Source organism: bacterium, from assembly GCA_028821235.1.
GTDB lineage: Bacteria > Actinomycetota > Acidimicrobiia > Spongiisociales > Spongiisociaceae > Spongiisocius.
Window position 1 is genome coordinate 1 of record JAPPGV010000032.1, and the last position, 16,017, is coordinate 16,017.

The window sequence follows — 16,017 nt, forward strand, 5'->3', positions numbered from 1 at the left end:
GTCACCTAAATCAAAGGACCCTCACCCCCCATACACCACAAGAATGGACTCCACTCGGTTGAGGACCTCGTTGTACCGGACACGATGCCCTCCAGCTCGGTAAGGATGGAGTGGAGTTCATTCTTGTGGTGTAGGCGGATAGCAGCGCCTCGATGCGGTCGGCCAGATGGCTGGTCGGGATCGGGAGGATCTCGACAGCCTCGAGAGCGCCAAGGCTTGTCCCCCGGATCACGCTTAAGAACAGAGGCTCAGGAGCCACGTCCGTCCAGCAGAGCGCTAGCCGGCGATGTCGGCAAACTTCCAGAACCTCGACGTTCCAGACATCACCGTCAGGTCACGGTCAGCGCCGTCCTCGGTGCTTTCATATCGCACGATCAGAGCCCACTGCCACACACCGGGGAACGGGATCCCCCAAACACAGTCGTGCTCCTGGTCGTCGCCCGACGCGCAGCTGCCCCCCACCGACAGATTGTCCTCAGGTGCGCCGAGCCCCACCCTGGACAGAAGCGCCCGGCCCGCCCGCTCGACCTCCTGCCGTTGCGCGGTCGTCATCGCGTCCCACTGCGCCCCCAGGCCTGCGGACACGCTGCGTACGGTGCTTCGATCCGGGGCGTACCAGACGAACAGCGGATGCGCCGACGAAATGACCTCGGTCATCGTCCACACACACCCCGAAGTGTCAGTCACCGTCAAATCGGCATCCGCCGCCCACGAAGGCCAGACCCGAGGAGAACCACCACCAGCCGCCGGGTCACCCGTAGTGATCGTGTAACTGGAACCGCCGGGTCCGGAACCGGCCACGTCCGTCTGCCATCCCACCGCCGCCCGCACCGAGTCCATCTGGTCGCTAGGGATCGTCAACGAGCACTCGGCCGTACCCGAAATGACCTCAAACGAGCAGTCCAGGTCGGTCACACCATCAGGGGTCGGGTTGCGCGCAGCCAGCGTCCCCGTCCACACCCCCACAGCCGTAGGGGTGCCCGAGAGCTGCTGGGCCCACACGCCGTCCACGTTCACGTACCGCATCCGCATCCCGGTCGGCTCGTCCCCCGACCACACGTACAGCGCCGCAGGCGGCGCCACCGGCAGCAACCGCGTCACCGACACGCCCTCCTCGAACACCCAATCACACCCATCCGACCAACCCGCCGGAATTGTGGTGGTCGTGGTCGTTGTGGGCTGTGTCGTGGTCGGCGGAGGCCGGATCGTGGTCGTTGTGGGCCGTGTTGTCGGCGGGCGGTACCGCGTGGTGGACGTCGTGGAGGGATCCGGGTCTGGGTCTGAGTCGGGATCCGGAGGTGGCTGTGTAGTCGTTGTTGAGGTAGTTGTCGTGGACGGGCTCGTGTGGGTACCGGACCCGGACCAAGACCCGCACCGGCCTCCTGTGGACGGCGCGGAGGTTCGCCACCCACCACCCCCCGGAGAAGAAGTGTTCGTGCTGCTACCCCCCGCCGAGCACTCCCGTCCGACGACTACCTGCCGGCTCCTACCGGTGCGGGTCGAACTGTGGCCCGTAAAGTGAGCATCCCGCCGGGACGGCGTATGCCCACAACTCGTGTTCGGCCCCCACCCGGTACAGAAAGCCCAGTATACGGACGATGTCCCTCGTCGGACGCAGATCGGGAACCCGTTCGGCCCGGGTCCCCAGTCGACGCACTGCCCGTCGATCTCGAACCGTTCCTGGTGGTTGTACTGGTACTGGGTGGCATACTTGGTGACTACGCTGCCGGGACTCCAGGTGTAGTAAGTCTGGAGCCCCTCGTGGGTTCCGTGCGCCTCCGCTCCCGGCGGCCGCTGGACAGCCACCAGCAAACCCACAGCCACCACCAGACAGCCGACACCGCCGGCGACCAGGCCACGGCGGCCGCGAGCGGACGCACGGCGGCCGCGAGCGGACGGGGGCCGGCGGGTCACCAGATGTCGGCCCCGCCGCTCACTTTGATGCGCTCCGCGCCGGGCAGGTCCTCGGGGTCGTAGACCGCTATGCCGCCCGCTCGGATTTCCTCCTCAGCGGGGATACCGGGCCGCGGATCGGGTGGGCAGGATGGGCTGGCCGTCCCGCCCTCCATTCGGCTCACCATTGCTCGACAGAAGGCTGACCGGGACACCCACCACTGCCCGTCGACCCACACCGCCGGGGCCAGGTACCACCGCTCGGCGACCGGGTCGAGGTCCTCACGAGCGATCCGCCACCGCACCCCCAACCGCTCTGGCCCCTGCCACATGGCACCCTCGACGGTGACGGTGAACCAGGCACGCAGGTCCGCGTCCCGCCAGCCGTTGAAGTAGTCCGGGTACTTCTCGTCCACAAAGGCTTCGAGCCCGGCGAAAACGGGGCCGAGGTCGTTGCCGTCGCGGATAGCAGCCATCCGCTCAGCGTGGGTGCCGGCGAGGACCGCTGAGAAGATCTCCTGGAGGCGGTCGAGGACGCACTGGTCGGGGACCCGGTGCCGGTCGGTGTACGTTCCGTACGGGCAGCCCTCCCCGCTCGTGTCCACCACAAAGGTGGGCGGCGGAGCGTGGTCATGGGTATGCACCTCGCCGTCCTGATGGGTGTGCCAGCCCTCGTCTTCGACCAACTCCACGGCCGTAGTAGTCGTAGTCGGCGTGGTACTCGTGGTGGTAGTAGTGGATGCGGTGGTAGTAGTGGGCGGCACCGCAGAGCCGGTCGTGGCGGCCGGTGTAGTGATGGTGGTGGCGGCCAGGTCGGCGGCCTCGAGTCGGGTCGTAGCCGGAGTCACTCCTGCTGTGGTGGGCTGCACCGGCTGCGCTACGTCGGCGGGCCGGAGGAACAGGTCCCAGGCAGCTATGGCGGCGAGAGCGAATACCCCTAGCAGCAGGACGGCTATCCACAATCTGAGGTTGCGGTTTGTGGTCATCCTCTGTCTCCTTAGCTGGTTGGCAGCGGCCTTTGGATGCCTTCGGAGACGAAGGTGATAACCGTTAGTGACACAACTCGCCGCCCGCGCCGCCGATACACCGCAGCGAAGACGGAGAATGGGTCCAGCGGCCCTCGCAGACAGGCGGCGATGCCACTAAGCGGCGTCACCGTAGATCCTGTCCACAGCGGAGCGGAAGGCCACACGGTGCGGCCACTTCTCAACGGCAGCGGCCAGGGCGTTGGCGGCTTCTTCCACCAGGTCGGCCCGGACGGAACGTCTGATGGCGTAGATCGGGTCGTCGATCCAAGCAGCCATGGGTCCCTCTGCCCGGTGTAGCGGCCGGCCCAGCCCCTCGGCCAGCGTTACCGCTACTTCTTCCTCGCCGCGTAGCACGGCAGCGTTCAGAGCAGCTACATCTGTGACGACCCCCTCAGCCAAGCGCCAATACTGGCGGCCGTCCCAGGTCACCCATCCCGCTCTGCTGGCCCGCCAGAGCAGCGACTTCGCCGCCGACTTGGACGTGTCCAACGCCCGATGCGCCTCGGCCACCGTAGCCTCGCCCCGGTACGCTATCAGCGCCAGCAAACTGTATCTTGGAAGCTTCATCCCCCACTCGTCCCCACACAACCTCAGGAGACGCACCTTGGGGATCCCGACCGCCTCGGCTACCTCCTCACCTGTCGTGTCCACAGGCCCCCCGGCTGCCGCCGCTCCCTGCCATACGGCGGGCGGCGTCGTAGGCTGATCCGGATCCGGGGTGATCTCGAGGACAGCCGCGGCGAGTCGGTCGGTGAGGATGGGTGTTGGTGACGGTGGTTCGGGGGCTGGTGGCGGCGCCGACGGTGGTGTTTCTGGCTGAGACACTTCGGCGCCGTCGGGAGGGTCTGGGTCGGGTTGTTCGGGCGCGGATCTGGGTGTGAGTAGCCGCTGCACGGTGCCGGAACCCGGGTGGCCGCTGTCTTCGGACTCGGCGCGGGCCCGGTCGAGCAGCAACTGCTGTGTGAATTGGGACCAGGAGGCGGCGGGGATCGGTATCGGTTCCGACGTGCGGGCGAGGTAGCGGCCGCCGCTGTGCGGTTGCCAGGGGCGGAGGGCGTGGATTGTTTGGGCGGCTCGGGCTACCAGGGGGAGGGTGGCGAGGAGGGCGAGGGCTATGGCGAGGGGGATCAGCGTTTCGTCGGGTTCGCCTTGTTGGCGGATTCGTTGCCAGGGTGTTGTCAGGTCGGCGAGTCGGGAGGGGATGAGGTCGTGGGACCACAGCCAGCGGACAGAGAGGGCGTAGCCGGCGATGATGGTCACGGCGACGGCCCAGCGCCCGATGTTGGCCCGGCCGTCGGCCGTGTCCCAGCGGCGGATGACGTAGACTACGGCCCGCATGGAGGTACAGCAGCTACGTTGACCGAGTAAGCGGCGGCGTCGAACCATAGGGATGCCTTGATGGGGACCGCTCCGAACGGGAAGCGGCGGCGGTGGCCGAGGTCGGCGGTGACTTCGATAGCGTCGTTGGTGTGTCGGCAGGCGGTGTCGGGCACGTTCGCGGAGCACACGAGGTCGTCGGCGCAGTCCGCGAGGGTGATCCAGTAGTCGCGGGCTGCTATCTCGTAGGCGAGTTCTTGGCCCCGAACCCACGTGGCGTAGTCCGCTAGGTACAGCATGGCGAACACGATCATGCCGGCCATGCTGACCGTAGTGAGGGAGAACCTCACCGTTCCTCCTGTAGCCCGCTGAACGGGTCGGTGTCCGGAGCGGCAGCGGACACCGGCGGAGCGGTCGGTAGGGCCACTTGGGCCTGGTGGCTTACTCGGGGGGTCAGTCCTGGCATGGGGCCGGGCAGGAGCCAGCATTCCACTGTGACCCGCGCCTCGGTCAGGTTGGGTGTGGTCCCGACCCAGACGGTGCTCGTTTCGTACCGGGAGGAAGGCATCCAGCCGCTGATCCGTTGGTCGTAGTATTCGACTGTCACGTCCAGCTGGTCGGCGCACACCTGTGACGCGGCGGTTGCTGCGTCGTCGCCTGCCTGCACCCCGGCTCGCACCTCGGCTGGTGACGCGTCGGCGTACACGCCTGCGGCTGCGTTCACAGCGCCGCGGTGAGCGGCTGTGGCGAGCTGCTCACGGCGGTCGGCTATCTCGACGACGGTGGCCATGGTCAGGATCGCGAGGAGGATGACAGGTGCCGCCAGCACTCCGCCGACTGCCTCGTCCATGTCAGGCCCTCTGCCCGCAGGCGGTTGGTAGGGGCAGACCGCTTGCCCTGGTCGGGGCGCATGCCATGGCATGGACGGGATCGGTCCACCACCACCGGCTGGCGCTGATAGGTACGACCTGGAGCACGGCGAGCACGGTGCAGGTGGCGGTGTCGGCGGACAGTCCGAAGTCGGTGACTATGAGCCTCCGGTTTCCGGCGAGTCGGTGGCCGGAGGCTTCCGCCGCGGCTGTCTCGGCTCTGGTCCAGTCCGTTCCGGTTGCTTGGCAGTTCCAGTCTCGTCCGAGGACGGTAGCGGCAGCGTAGGCCGCGGAACGGGCGGCAGAGCGGGCATCGAGGCGGGACGTGTAGGACAAGAACAGTGACAGGACCGTCGTCACCAGCGCCAGCCACACGACACCAAGCTTGAGTAGGGCTACCGCTTGCTCCACGCTCTGTGCCTATTCGTGGCACTGCGAGCCGACAGCGTTGCCGACTGTCCATGTGCCGCCTGCCGCGGTGCACACGGCCTGGACTGTGATCCCGGCGTAGGGGTTCACATCTTCGATCTGTTGTTGGCCGTCCTCGAACGTGCCCCACATGATGGCGGCGGCGGCGATCATGCTGAGCACGGTGAACACGATGCCGAGCACTACCCCGACTGATCTATCCATAGCGTTCCTCCCTTATCTCACGGTGCGGCCACGCCGCCCGTGTTGATCGATGCTGCGATTCCGAACATGAGCATCGCCACGGCCACGGCGACGATGACTGCCCCTAGGGTTCCGGTGGTGCGTCCGAGCTGGTCGGTGCGTTCGGCGCCGGAGGCTGCGTACACAGCAATCGCCCGGTCCACCACATGGTCTATAAGTTCGGTGGCGGCTGCGCCGCTGCGTTCTACTGTGTCGACGGTTCCGAGCAGCGTCTCGGCGGCTGCGCCGCTAACCCGCTGGGCAGCGGCGGTCAGGGGGTCGCGGCCTCCCTCGAGGGCGGTGGCGATAGCCGACGCTACGGGCGTGAACGCCCGTTCGGTGGTCTGGTGGGCGGCTTCCACAGAGGCCTGGCGCAGCGGCATCCCTATCGCGGTGTAGAGGCGGACCCGGCGCAGCCACGAGTGGAGGGCGCTGGCCTGGCGGCGGCTGTGGGAGTCGCGCACGATCTGGCGCAGCCGAGGGGGCAGCAGCAGCGGCATCCAGGCCCCGGCGGCGATCCCGATAGCCGGGGCCGCTCTCGCCCCGGTGGTCGCTGCCACGAGAGCGAACACGGCTACGGTCACCGCCAGGGTGCAGACAGCCGATAGAACGGTGAACAGGGCGGGTGACCAGCCGGCCGCGGCTATGTCTTCGGCGTCGTCGTACACGGGGGGGTCAGTCAGCACCAGCACCACGGCCAGCGCTACCAGTGACATCACCGCCAGCCAGATCATGACCGCATCCGAGCCGCCGCGGCGGCGAACATGGGGGCACACATGAAGGCGATCGCCATCGACCCGACCAGCGAGATCCGCTGGCCGGTGGGGCTGAGCAGCCAGAGACCGTAGTCGGGCAGCCACGCCGCTATGCCCCCAACGGTCCCCACTGCGAGGACGAGAGCGGTGACAGTAGGGATCATCTGCGCGGCTACATGGCGGTGGAAGTGTCGGGCGTCGTCGGCGTCGGCGGCAGCCAGGGTCTCTAGAGTGCTCAGCACGTCGGCCACCCGCCCGCTGCCCCTCCCGGAGGCGAGGAGCACGTCGGTGAGCCACACCGCCGCTGTGACCGGGACGGCCGTGACGAACTCGCGGGAGGCGTCCGCTACAGCCCCTTCCTGGTAGCCGCGGGCTAGGCGTTGCGCGGCCGCTCCGACGCTGCCCGTCGCTAGTGGGGCGGCGCGGGTCAACGCCTCGCCGACCGTGGTGGCGGTGGAGGCCTGGTTGGCGAGCACCGTCGTCAGCCGTGCCATCCGTTCGGTCCGGCGGGTCCGGCGGGCGCTGCGGCCCCGCAGCGACAGTGCCCACAGGCCGACGCCGTAGAGGATCACAGCGGCTAGGGCGAGGATCATGCCCCACTGAACAGCGACGGCGGCTCCCACCGTCGCCGCTCCTGCGGGGCCGAGCACCGTCGCCGGTCGGGTCTCCCGCACCGCTTGCCGCGTCCGGGCGGCTCGCATCACCAGCAGGGTGGGTACCGGCTGGCGGTCGGGCCACAGGACGAGGCCCACACCGGCTAGGGCCGTTGCCGTGACGATCCACCCGGTCGGGTTCACCGTTCGCCTCCGGAGTCCACCACCCGCAGGGGCCGGTCGGTGCGGGGTTCGCTCATGTCGTGGAGGGAGATGTCCACCGACTTGTAGAGGGCGGCTACCACCGGGTTTTGAGGACGGCCTACGGGCCGTGCCCACCGGTCGCCCTCGGTCAGGTGCCAAAGGCAGTTCGTCCGGATGCGCATGCCAGAGTCGTCTATGCCTACGATCTCGGTTACGTCGGCGATCACCCTCTCGTTGCGGTTGTTGACGCCCAGCCAGACCAGTAGGTGCACGCCGGCCGCTATCTGACGGCGGGCGTACTGTTCGGGTGAGCCTTCCGCCGCGGCGTAGGCCACCATCTTGTTCAGCACACCTGTACCCGGCGGGGAGTGCAGCGTTGCCAGGCATCCGTTCATCCCCGACGACATGGCGTCGAAGAGGGCGTCGGCCCCTGCGCCGCGTATCTCTCCCACGACGACCTTCGACGCGTTGCCGCGCTTGGCCTGCCGGATGTGGTCCGCCATGGTCAGCTCGCCCACGCCGTCGGCGTTGGCGTCGCGGGTCAGTCTCTCGAAGGTGAGACGGTGGATGCCGTAGTGGGCTAGGCGCAACTCGGGGACGTCCTCTATGGTGTCCACCCTCTCGTGTGGAGGGGTGTGGGCCAGGATCGCCTGGACCAGGGTGGTTTTGCCGCCGCTCGTCTGGGCGGCGGCGATCACGTTCGCACGATGCGTTCCGGCGCTCGCTGCCACCAGAAGCCCGTTCAGCCGTTCGTCAGCGAATCCCAACTCCGCTAGCGAACGCCGCCCGCCCATGTTCGACCGGAGCGCGAGGTACATCGGTTTCACCACAAAACCCTCAGCGTGGAGGCGCCACCTGTCCTTCAGGTTCATGTCGAGGCGGGGATGCTGCTCGTCGAAGCGTTCGGGGCGGTCGCCTCCGAACGTGGCTAAGAACCTGATCGCTTCCGCCAGTGCGTGGTCGGTGGGGAACGGGGACGCCTGTTCCTCGCGGCGGCCGTCGTCGTACTGGATCTGCATCCGCCCCCCGGCGAACACCTGGTACTCCTCCACATCGTCGCGTCTCAGCAGGTCGGCGAGTATGTCCTCGGCTTGCTGGCGTGCTCCCGCCCGGTGCGTAGCCGAGTCGCACGCGTCGAAGCGTCGGGGCTGCACGGCGTAGGGGGCCAGGCTCCGGCCCGTGCGGCGCAGCTGCTTGATCGCCTTCCGGTGCGGCGCCGGGCGGACGTTCCGTATCGCGGTGGCGCCGGCGGTGGCGGCTAGTAGAGCCACGTCCGGTACGGGTTCGTCGGTGACCATCACGACCACCAGAGGCACCCGGTGCCCAGCGCCAGTGTCGAGGTCGAGCCAGGCCCTGACGTTCTGTGCTTTGCCCTTGGTGATAAGCGCGACCGCCGCGGCGCCGGCCGCCGCAGCGAGCAGACGGTCGTAATCGATGTCCGAGCGCACCACGAGCACCTGCCCTCGCGCTGTCCGCAGCGCCTCGTCGCCGAGCGTCTCGACCAGAACCACTCCCCGCTCCTTGTGGCGTACTCCGTCGGTCAGGTTTCGGGCGACCCACTTGGTCACTTCCGGGGCGAGCCTGCCGTCTTTGATAACGAGCAGCATCTACCCGCCCTCCTCGCCCGGTGTTGTGCCCTCGGCTGGTGTTGTGTCCTCGGCTGGGACGGGAGGAGTCTCGGTGGCCGGTTCGGGGTCGGGCTGCGGAGCGTCGGGCTGATCGGCGCACATGTCCCAGGTGCCTTCGGTGGTCGGTGGCCACACCGCCAGGTCGGGTTCGGCCATGAGTCGGATGGCCACGTCGGGTGTGACCGCCAGACTGACGGACCCCCCCTCGGCGGCGAGCAGTTCGGTGACCAACCAGGCGCAACCCTCGTCGGAGTGTCCTACCGCCACCAGGTCGCCGGCGGAGGGGCCGGGCGGTGGGAAGTAGGTGGGGTTGACCAGGATCTGTAGTGGGGTTGATCCCTCGGGTACTCCGGAGTGGAGTCGCCACCGGTCGGGGCCGCATGATGGCCAGTCCACGCTGCCCGCCGGCCATACGGAGAGGCCTTCCACGGCTCGGAGAGCGGCCACGTCGTCGGCGGCGGCGGCTACGACAACAGCGCCTGTGGCGGCGTTCACGTCCAGTAGGTGGGTCACGGCCAGGGCGCAGGCGTCGGCGGCGGGGGCGACCACGGCCCGGTCTCCGGGTTGTGGCCCGGGCGGCGGCCACAGATCGGAGGTCGCGGCGAGGGCCAGTCTGGTGGTGCCTGGCGGTACCGTCAGGATCGGTTCGGGAGGTTCGGGGCGTAGACACTCGGGCCATGTCCCGCTTACCGGTGGCCATACCGCCAGGTTGGACTGGGCCATGAGTTCGACGGCCACGGCGGGGGTGACCGCGACGGTCACTGTGCCCTCCCCTGCAGCCACGTCCACTAGTTCGGTGACGGCGATGGCGCACGCTTCGGCGGCTATGCCGACCACTGCTTCGTCGCCGCTGGCAGGGCCCGGGTCGGGCCACAGGTTGGACGCGACCCCCAGGCGCAGACTGGTCAGCCCTTCTTGGCCGAGCAGCGGCCCGGGCGGTCGGAGCATCTCGGCGGTGATGAACGTCCCACGGGGGATGTCGAGGGCGGCCACGCTGTTGCCCAGTCCGTCGGGGGTCACGAACAACGGGGCTAGGGACTCGGGGACGTCGATAACAACAACTTCGCCTGCGGTCCCCCGCGGCCACGGCTCGGTGGCGAACAGGACTCCGACAACGGCCGGTGGGGGAGCGCGGCCGAACAGCAATACCAACACCACCGCTGCGGCGACGAGTACGCCCGCCGCTGCGAGGCGTGCGGCTCTACCACGGAACACGCCTACCTCCGAAGCCCACACAGAAATGGACCATTTCTTGCTATCCGTAGACTCTAACACTGCAACGCTTTGCAACGCAAATAGCCTGTGAGTATCACCACTGGAGTGTTGCTCCGCCCCTACTTTTGCCAGTTGCTAGACCGCGGAAATGAGGAGGGCCACCGTCCGGCCCGGCTTCGAAGGTCTTACAGTCCGCCTTGTAATGGTGAGATCAGGTGGTCGATCTTCACCGTCGCCGAGTTTGACATCTGGTTCATGGCGCTTACCGGCACCGAACAGGAGGAGATCGCAGCTGTCATGAGGGTTCTGGCCGTTGAGGGTCTGACGCTGGGCAGGCCGTTCGTGGATCGGATCGCTACTTCGAGGTTCCACAACATGAAGGAGTTGCGTCCTCGAGGAGCAAGCAAGCCACAATGCGGATACTGTTCGTGTTCGACCCCCGCCGCGCTGCCGTGTTGCTGTTGGGCGGAAACTACAACTCGCACCAGGTTGCCCACTGGCCTTCCTACCCCAGGCGGACAGCCGCTACGAACGGTGCCGCAGGGAGGCAGGGTTAGATGACCCGTAAGGGGAGCTACCGGTCAAACTCAGAGAGAAGGGGAGATGACACTGATGGCAGCCCGCAAGTTCAGCGACCTAGTAAGCCACATAGATAACGACCCCGAACGGCGCGCCCGCGTTGATGCCCTCGAACAGGAGGCGTGGGATACGCTGGCGGCGCACAACCTACGAGAGCTCCGGCGAGCCCGTGAGATGACCCAAGCCGAGCTCGCCCGCCGCCTCGACCGGGCACAACCGGCCGTCGCGGCTATGGAACGTACCGAAGACCACCTGGTGTCCACAGTCCGGGCAGTAGTAGAAAGCCTCGGCGGCCACCTCGAGCTGACCGCCGTGTTCGACGACCACCGAATCCCCATCGTCGCACCAGCCCGAACCCGAACCCGCCGTGAACGCCAACGCGGCGCCCAGGCCGCCGCCGCCAAAGTTGAGACTGCCGCCCCCAGCAGCCGCCAGCGCCGGACGGTGACGAAGCACAAGGCGGCTAAGGGGTTACAGCGACAGCGACGGACTCAGGTGGGCTAGCCGGTCGGTGTCTGGGCTGTCCACTTCCTCAACGGTCCGGTCGGCGGTCAGGATCAGATCGGAGGTTTGGTCCTCCGGTCCCCGATGCTCAACTTCGAGCAGGTCCAGGAGTGCTGCCACGTCCTCGCCGGCGGCGAACGCTTCGGCTATCGCCCGTGTCGGTACCGGCACGTCGGGTACGGGCCGCTCTATCGGGTTCTCGTTGATGTCTCGGCGGATCGCTTCCATCTGTGCCGTCTTGCGGGCTAGCAGTTGGTGATGTGGCCATGCCTTGTTTACCGCTTTGGTTGTGGATTCGAGGGTCCGTTCCAGCTGGGGGATGCGCTGGCCTGCGGCGGCGCGGGTAGCGGGGATGTCCTTGAGCAGGTTCCGGACCCGCCGTTCCAGGTCGGGGACGGTGCCGTGCACGGGGCGGCCGCAGGCGGCGTTGTGGGCGTTGATGACCTGGCCGCCTTGGAGGCTGGTTGACAGCTTCGCCAGGGGCGGGCCGACCCCGAGCGTAGTCAGGCGTCCACGGGAGCGAACCCATATCGGAACGTCACCGACCTTGGCGATCGTTTCGGCCTGGTCGGTGTAGGCGTAGTTCGCTGTCCGCCAGCGTTGGTACGCGGCCCGGGCGAGCAGAGCGGTGGCGTCTTGGCGGTTGAGTGGGCGGTGCCCGTCTTGTTCGACGAACGGTGCGGTGGGGGACACCACCGAATACCCGCCCAGTTCGTTGTAGACGGACCGTGACATGGCGAGGCGCTGTTCGGTGTAGCGGTGCAGGTCGGTGGCTTGGCGTACCGCTACCCGGGCGGCGTTCCGTTGGCGTTGGAGTGTCGCTACCTCGGCGGCCACCTCCGAGAGGGCCACGGCCCGGCTGTCGCCGGTGGCGTGGGCCATCATGTCGTCGTAGGTCAGGGTGTCCTCATTGGTGCCGCACACGTCGATCACCCGTTCGCTGCCCTCGATGAACTGGCGGATGAACGCGTCCTTGTTCCGGAGGACGCACAGCTGCATCACGTCGCTGGTGCCTTCCCCGATGTGATACCAGACACCCACTTCGGGGCACAGGTTCCCCGGCCGCAGGCCCCGACCCTCCCGCTGTTCCATCAGCGCCGGTTTCCAATCCAAGGTGAGGTGATGAACGTCGGAGAGGCGTGTCTGGACGTTGACGCCCGTGCCCATCTTCGATGTTGACCCGACCAACACGGACACGTCCCCCTCCCGGCAGCGGCGGAACAGGTCCTGTTTCTCAGCCGCCGACGGGTAGTCGTGGATGAACTCGATACGGTCGGCGGGCACACCCCGATCGACGAGAGCGTCCGCCAGCGTGCCGTAGGTCCTCGGCCCGTCCGCGGTGGGTGTCCCGATGTCGCAGAACACCAGCTGCAGCGTTCCCGTCGTGTCCGAATCCGGGAACCGCCAGTCCGCTTTCTCCCGGTGGAGGGCCGCTATGTGGTCGGCGGCGGTGAACAGCTTCGAGGGACGTTCAGGGTTAGGTGGGATCCCCACCGTGCTCAGGTCCACGGCTGCTTGGCGGGCCGAGGTGATGAGAGCGATCAGGATGTCCTTGTTGTCCCGGGGGCCCACAGCCCGCTCCGCCAAAGAGTCCATCCAGCCGTTGAGCAGCCTAGACGCCGGGGCGTAGACGTCCTGGCGGTCACCGCCGGCAAGCGGTGGGCGTACCAGGCCGAGGCTGTCCGCGGTGCGTATGTCGGCTCGGGTGTCGATCATCGCCCGCAGCTCCGGCACGTTGACATACGCCGACACCCTGGTTCGGGGGGCGAACCCGCCGCCGAGGGGGGACGGTTCGAGGCTCGTCGCCTTGGTGGTGCACCACGACGACCAGGCGTCATAGGTGAACACACCCGCCGATTCGAGCAGGTCCGGGCCCAGGTAGCGGAGCATCGCCCACAGCTCCGAGGGCCGGTTGGACACGGGAGTGCCCGTCGCCAAGGTAGCGACCCCCTTCCCCGGATGACGCTTCCGTAGCACCTCGATCTTCATCAGCAGGTCCTCGGCCTTCTCAGCGCCCGTCAGGTTGGCGGAGCGGTCGGTCGATTGGATCGCCAAATTTTTGAACTCATGCGCCTCATCCACCAACACGTAATCGAACCCGTACTCCTCCCACCACACGTCGTCGTCCTTGGTAGCGGCCAGCAGCTTCCCCAGCCTCTCCTCCGCCCGCGCGACCTGTTTCTCGATCTGTTTGATCGTCCGCTTCCGGCGGGCTTGCCCGCTCGTGTTGCGGTCGCCGTGCAGAGCCTGCTCGTTGTTGGCCCGTTCGTAATCCTCCCGCACTTCTGCGAGCCGCGACTGCAGATGCGCCACCGTCGTGTCAGGTCGCAGCGGCATCAGGTTGAAGAACGAGTGAGGCACGATCACAGCGTCCCAGTCCCCCCACAGGCTCTGGGAGGCGAACTGGCGGCGCTGCTTGCGGCCGGGGGTGTCCCCCTTCGGCGGCATCAGCACCTTCGCGTCGGGGAACGCGCGCATGAACTCCACGCCGAACTGTGTGACCACCTGGTTCGGTACCACCAGAAGCGGCTTCTGGCGGATACCCAGCTGGCGCATCCGCATCACCCCCGCCGCCATCGTGACCGTCTTGCCGGCGCCGACGCAATGGCCCAGCAAGAAGTCGTCGCCGAGTGCGATCCGCGCCGCGGCGGTCTTCTGGTGTTCGTACAGGCCCAGGGAACGGAACTCGTCGCTCAGCCCGGGCGGTTCCTCCATCCACTCGGCCGGGTAGGTGGGCGGAACGAAACGGTTGTACTGCGTGTTCCAACGCCGCTCCATTTCCTCGCGGCGGGCGACCGAGTTGTCGAACATCCACTCGTTGAGACGGTCATGCCATTTCTCTACCTTCTCGGCAGCGAGCGCGGTGGCCTCGGTGTCAACGATGCGGCGCTTGGGGTCGTCGGGGTAACGGGGGTCTGGGCGGGTGATAACCACCTGGCGGCCCGACCATGCCGCGTCGAGGATCCGCAGAGCACTGGCGCTGGCGGTGCCCCACACCGACACGAAGTCCGCCGAGTAGGTGTCGGCCTGGCCGCTGATTCCCCAGCCGCCCGCAGACGAATATGTCACCCGCAGGTCTCTGATGGGTCCGAGCGTGTCGGTGATCATCTCCTCAACCTCGTGCGGTTCCAACATGGTGGTGCCACAGCTGATCTCGATGTCCGCCGCCGCCACGAACGGCGGCAGGACCTTCTCGAGGGCGGCAACGTTCGGGGCGTACCGTTCGTCGTCGGCGGCTACCGCCGCGGCTTCGGCGTGTTTGGTCCGCACATCGCCCGCCAAATACAGTGGGCCGGCTACCCACTCCTGCTCGCCGGGGGCTCCTATCGTGTCCGGGTTCCTGTAGGCGAGCCCTTCGGCCACCAGGTCGTCTTCTGTCCAGCCGAACGTTGTGACCGAACGCATGAACTCGACATCCACCCGGCCCAGCCGACCGACCGACTGCATCACCGCTTCTGTGAGGGTGGACACCTCAGCGGGCGCCACCACCGGGGTGGTCATCGCCCGCCGGAACGCTGGTCCCTTCACCGGGGTCCCGTCCGGGCCGTCCTCCTCGAGTCCCATCAGGAACACACAGTCAGGATCGGCGACGAACCCGCCCAGGTACTGGCGGCGCATATTCCCGTCGTCGTCTCGGCGGATCAGGGTGTGGCCAAGGGCGGCCACCGCACGGTCGTAGGCGGCGCCCATCTCCACCCGGAGGTCGTCGGTGTTCTCCGCGCCGCTCTGCTCCGCAGCCAACAGCTCGCGGGCCACGTCTCTGAGGTCGCACATGGCGGCGAGCTTCGTGCTGGCCTCCGCCCTGCGGCGTTTCAGGTCGGCCCGCTTCACACTCGATGGGACGCTCCGAAGCGCCGGGTCGGGTGGGTCGAGGCGGGGTTTGATCTCTCGGGGCAGGCCTTCGCTGATCTGGAGGAATCCCTTGGGAGTGACGAATATCGATCCCTCCCGGGCCCAGGCGGGAGGCACGAACGACGGGTAGGGGCTGACCGCGGTGCGGTCGGCCCGGCTGGCCGCGTCGGGCAGCGGGTACGGCAGCACAACACGGGAGGCCAGGTTGTCGAGGGCTGTGGGGATCAGGTCTTCGAGCGGGTCTTCGGTAACCAGTGTTATGTCGTCTCGGCCCCACATGCCGCCGCTTTCGGGGGTGCCGATCACCAGGTCGGGGTTCACGCTGTACCAGGCGTTCTGGCGGAACGGGGTACCGTCGGACGTGGACCACTCAGCGGTGTCCCACCATTGTTCGTGGGCGGGTAGTTCCTCGGTCTTCAACGGTTCGGGGCGGCGTTGGAACACCACCACATCGGTCACTACCGACGTTCCCGACTGCGCGGTGAACGTGTTGTTGGGGAGGCGCACCGCGCCCACGAAGCAGCCCCAGCGGGCGATCTGCTTCCGCTGCGCGGGGCTCACCGAGTCCAGCGTGTACCGGCTTGTGAGAGCCACCAGCAGACCTCCCGGCGCCAGAGCGGCCAGCGACTTGGCGAGGCAGTAGTTATGCAGCGACACGGGCTGGTCCACCGTTCCGAGGCCGTCCTTGGTGCGCACGTCGGCGAAGGGCACGTTCCCGATCGCCGCCGAAAACCCCGACCCCTTATAGGCTTGGAGGGGAGCGGTCACCACTGTGTGCTCGGGGTGGATCGCCCCACAGATCCGGGCTGTGGTCGGGTCCAGCTCGACGCCGGTCATCCGAACCGCCAAGTCCTCGATGGGCGCTGCGGCGAAGAACTGGAGTTGCCCCGCTTTCGTGGACAGTTCGCGATTTGTTATCCACAGGGTGG

Annotated in this window: 14 protein-coding genes; 1 reads left to right on the top strand and 13 read right to left on the bottom strand. The window is 67.5% G+C overall.

All coding sequences use genetic code 11. The features are described 5' to 3' along the window. Positions 1-276: 276 nt before the first annotated feature. The 12 genes from OXK16_03785 to OXK16_03840 form a co-directional block, all read right to left on the bottom strand. Positions 277-1,101, bottom strand: a complete 825-nt coding sequence (locus OXK16_03785; GenBank protein ID MDE0375068.1) for a hypothetical protein — start codon at positions 1,099-1,101, stop codon at positions 277-279. 25 nt (positions 1,102-1,126) lie between these two features. Beyond that, on the bottom strand, positions 1,127-1,375 hold the full coding sequence (locus OXK16_03790; protein MDE0375069.1) for a hypothetical protein: 249 nt from the start codon (positions 1,373-1,375) through the stop codon (positions 1,127-1,129). 535 nt (positions 1,376-1,910) lie between these two features. Next, positions 1,911-2,879 carry a hypothetical protein gene (locus tag OXK16_03795; GenBank protein MDE0375070.1) on the bottom strand — a complete coding sequence of 323 codons (969 nt, stop codon included), beginning with the start codon at positions 2,877-2,879 and terminating at the stop codon, positions 1,911-1,913. 156 nt (positions 2,880-3,035) lie between these two features. After that, on the bottom strand, positions 3,036-4,259 hold the full coding sequence (locus OXK16_03800; GenBank protein ID MDE0375071.1) for a hypothetical protein: 1,224 nt from the start codon (positions 4,257-4,259) through the stop codon (positions 3,036-3,038). Continuing rightward, the gene (locus tag OXK16_03805) at positions 4,247-4,588 is read right to left on the bottom strand and encodes a hypothetical protein (protein MDE0375072.1); all 342 of its coding nucleotides are present in this window, start codon (positions 4,586-4,588) and stop codon (positions 4,247-4,249) included. Before OXK16_03805 ends, OXK16_03800 begins: the two co-directional genes overlap by 13 nt. After that, the gene (locus OXK16_03810) at positions 4,585-5,088 is read right to left on the bottom strand and encodes a hypothetical protein (GenBank protein ID MDE0375073.1); all 504 of its coding nucleotides are present in this window, start codon (positions 5,086-5,088) and stop codon (positions 4,585-4,587) included. The genes OXK16_03805 and OXK16_03810 overlap by 4 nt, the downstream gene beginning before the upstream one ends. A gap of 1 nt (position 5,089) precedes the next feature. Next, positions 5,090-5,518: a hypothetical protein gene (locus tag OXK16_03815; GenBank protein MDE0375074.1), complete on the bottom strand. Its 429-nt coding sequence runs from the start codon at positions 5,516-5,518 to the stop codon at positions 5,090-5,092. 9 nt (positions 5,519-5,527) lie between these two features. Beyond that, a complete protein-coding gene (locus OXK16_03820; protein ID MDE0375075.1) occupies positions 5,528-5,740 on the bottom strand; it encodes a hypothetical protein in 213 nt (70 codons plus the stop codon). A 17-nt stretch (positions 5,741-5,757) separates the two neighbouring features. After that, a complete protein-coding gene (locus tag OXK16_03825; GenBank protein MDE0375076.1) occupies positions 5,758-6,492 on the bottom strand; it encodes a hypothetical protein in 735 nt (244 codons plus the stop codon). Further along, positions 6,489-7,310, bottom strand: coding sequence for a hypothetical protein (locus OXK16_03830; protein ID MDE0375077.1), 822 nt, complete (start codon positions 7,308-7,310; stop codon positions 6,489-6,491). The genes OXK16_03825 and OXK16_03830 overlap by 4 nt, the downstream gene beginning before the upstream one ends. Beyond that, on the bottom strand, positions 7,307-8,917 hold the full coding sequence (locus OXK16_03835) for an ATPase, T2SS/T4P/T4SS family (protein ID MDE0375078.1): 1,611 nt from the start codon (positions 8,915-8,917) through the stop codon (positions 7,307-7,309). The genes OXK16_03830 and OXK16_03835 overlap by 4 nt, the downstream gene beginning before the upstream one ends. Beyond that, positions 8,918-10,153 carry a hypothetical protein gene (locus OXK16_03840; protein MDE0375079.1) on the bottom strand — a complete coding sequence of 412 codons (1,236 nt, stop codon included), beginning with the start codon at positions 10,151-10,153 and terminating at the stop codon, positions 8,918-8,920. It lies immediately after the preceding gene. A gap of 603 nt (positions 10,154-10,756) precedes the next feature. On the opposite strand from OXK16_03840, the gene OXK16_03845 reads away from it, so the two are divergent. Beyond that, positions 10,757-11,236, top strand: a complete 480-nt coding sequence (locus OXK16_03845) for a helix-turn-helix transcriptional regulator (GenBank protein ID MDE0375080.1) — start codon at positions 10,757-10,759, stop codon at positions 11,234-11,236. Here the strand turns inward: OXK16_03845 and OXK16_03850 are convergent. Then, positions 11,204-15,925 carry a DEAD/DEAH box helicase family protein gene (locus tag OXK16_03850; GenBank protein ID MDE0375081.1) on the bottom strand — a complete coding sequence of 1,574 codons (4,722 nt, stop codon included), beginning with the start codon at positions 15,923-15,925 and terminating at the stop codon, positions 11,204-11,206. The two genes, OXK16_03845 and OXK16_03850, sit on opposite strands and share 33 nt — an antisense overlap. Positions 15,926-16,017 lie beyond the last annotated feature (92 nt).